Source organism: Pseudomonas fluorescens, from assembly GCF_018614775.1.
Taxonomy (GTDB): domain Bacteria; phylum Pseudomonadota; class Gammaproteobacteria; order Pseudomonadales; family Pseudomonadaceae; genus Aquipseudomonas; species Aquipseudomonas fluorescens_BY.
Genome location: NZ_JAGGOF010000024.1, coordinates 1 through 2,573 on the forward strand (window position 1 = coordinate 1; position 2,573 = coordinate 2,573).

A 2,573-nucleotide genomic window follows, 5' to 3' on the forward strand; every position below is an offset into this window, starting at 1 on the left:
TAGTGACGCAGAGCGTGGGAATGAGCGAAAGTTCGGCATGAGCGCCGGAGGGGCTTATTCCGGCAGTTTGTACGCGATCACATAGTCACCCTGCCTGGTGCCCAGGGAACCGTGGCCGCCGGCGACGACCAGCACGTATTGCTTGCCGTCCTTGCCGGTGTAGGTCATCGGCGTGGTCTGGGCACCAGCGGGCAGGCGGCCCTCCCACAGTTGCTTGCCGTTTTTCACGTCATAGGCACGCAGGTACTGGTCGAGAGTACCGCTCAAAAACGCCACGCCACCAGCGGTGGTGAACGTGCCGCCCAGGCTGGGTACGCCCATGCTCAGCGGCAGTGGCACCGGCGAGCTGTCACGCACCGTACCGTTCTTGTGCTTCCACAGGGTCTTGTGGGTGGTCAGGTCCACCGCCGCGACATAACCCCAGGCCGGTGCCTGGCAAGGCAGGCCCATCGGCGAGAGCAGCGCTTCGAGGATGACGCCATAAGGTGCGCCCTTGTTCGGCTGCACGCCCTCGGTTTCACTCTTGCGACCCGGACCACCGGCCACTTCCGTCGCCGGGACCAGCTTGGACTTGAAGGCCATGTAGTTCGGATTGACCAGGGCGATCTGGCGCACCGGATCAACCGAGATACCGCCCCAGTCGAACACGCCGAAGTTGCCTGGGTAGACGATCGAGCCTTGCAGCGATGGCGGCGTGAACATGCCGTCATAACGCAGCGACTTGAAGTCGATCCGGCAGAGCATCTGGTCGAACGGGGTCACGCCCCACATGTCGCGTTCCTTGAGGACCGGCGGCACGAAGTTCAGGTCGGACATCGGCTGGGTCGGCGAGGTGTGATCGCCTTCCACTGCGCCTTGCGGCACCGGGATCTCCTTGATCGGGATGATCGGCTGACCATTGCTGCGGTCCAGCACGTAGATGCTGCCCTGCTTGGTCGAAGCCAGGACGGCCGGTTTCACGCCGTCGGCAGTCTTCATGTCCATCAGGGTCGGTTGACCGCCAACGTCCATGTCCCACAGGTCGTGGTGGGTGAACTGGAAGTACCAGCGCACCTTGCCGGTGGCGATGTCCAGGGCGGTCAGGCCGGCGGAGTATTTTTCCGATTCCGGCGTGCGCAGGCCACCGAACTGGTCGGGAGTCTGGTTGCCCATCGGCAGGTACAGCATGCCGAGTTTTTCATCGACGCTAAACATGGACCACATGTTCGGCGAGTTGCGGGTGTAGGTCTGGCCTTCGGCAATTGGCGTGGTGTCGTCCGGCTTGCCGCTGTCCCAGTTCCACACCAGCTTGCCGGTGTGCACGTCGAAAGCGCGGATCACGCCGCTCGGTTCGTCGATGGAGACGTTGTCGGTGACGTGGCCGCCGATCACCACCAGGTTCTGGGTGACCGCCGGTGGCGACGTGGAGTAATAACCGCCGGCCGTGAAGCCGCCAATGTTGGCGCTCAGGTCGATCTGGCCTTTATCGCCGAAGTCTTCGCACATCTTGCCGGTGTCGGCATTGAGGGCGATCAGGCGAGTGTCGGCGGTCGGCAGGAAGATCCGCCGTGGGCACACGGTGCTGACCGGCGTGGTGCTCGCGGCACCGGTCGGGCTCTGCTCGGCGGAGGCGTACACGGCGTCATCGTGATAGCTCACGCCACGGCAGGTCATGTGCGCCCAACCCTTGAAGTTTTGCGCTTTCTGGGTGGACAGCTTCGGATCGAAACGCCAGATTTCCTTGCCGGTTTCCGGCTCCAGGGCAATCACCTGGCTGTGAGGCGTGCACACATAGAGCATGCCGTTGACCTTCAGCGGGGTGTTTTCGGCCGTGGTCTCGCCCGGATCGCCCGGCCCTGGCAGGTCGCCGGTGCGATAGCTCCAGGCTTGTTCCAGCTTGCTGACGTTCTGCGGGGTAATCTGCGCCAGCGGCGAATAACGGTCGCCATGGGCACTGCGGCCGTAGGAATTCCAGTCGCCGTCCGGCATCGCCGGCGCGGTGTTGGTCATGCCCGCTACGTTGTCGCGGTCCAGTTGACCCTTGATTTCACCCGGGTTGGTGAACTGGCTGGCAAGCGCGGCGAGACCGGCGATGACCACGGCGGCGCCCAATGCGCGGGTTCCCGCAGGTGAGGCATCGGCGGTCAACAGCGGGCGGCGGAACCACGGCAGAAGCAGGACGATGCCCAAGGCGAACAGCATCGCCAGGCGCGGCACCAACTGCCACCAATCAAGGCCGACTTCCCACAACGCCCACACGGTACTGGCGAACAGCACGAGCGCGTACAGGCCCAGGGCCGCACGCCGGGCCATGATCAGCAGTACGCCGGTCAGCGCCAGGCCGATACCCGCCAGCAGGTAATACCACGAGCCGCCAAGCGTGCTCAGCTTGACCCCGCCAGCCAACAGGGCCAGGCCCATCAATAGAAGCAGAATGCCGAGCAGGCTCGGTAGCAGACGGCTTCGACTCAAAGCACCCTCAGTGCTCATAGTGTGATTCTCCGTGACGTTTTAGGGAGTTCCGCGCAAGGTGTCACTGTAGATGACGATCCTTTGGGGGCATGGTTCAGTAAAAAAGTGTCCAGATATTGCAA

At 63.4% G+C, this 2,573-nt stretch carries 1 protein-coding gene; it reads right to left on the reverse strand.

From position 1 onward, the window contains the following. Positions 1-54: 54 nt before the first annotated feature. A complete protein-coding gene (locus J7E36_RS06760; protein ID WP_215001169.1) occupies positions 55-2,469 on the reverse strand; it encodes a glucose/quinate/shikimate family membrane-bound PQQ-dependent dehydrogenase in 2,415 nt (804 codons plus the stop codon). Between the last annotated feature and the right edge of the window lie 104 nt (positions 2,470-2,573).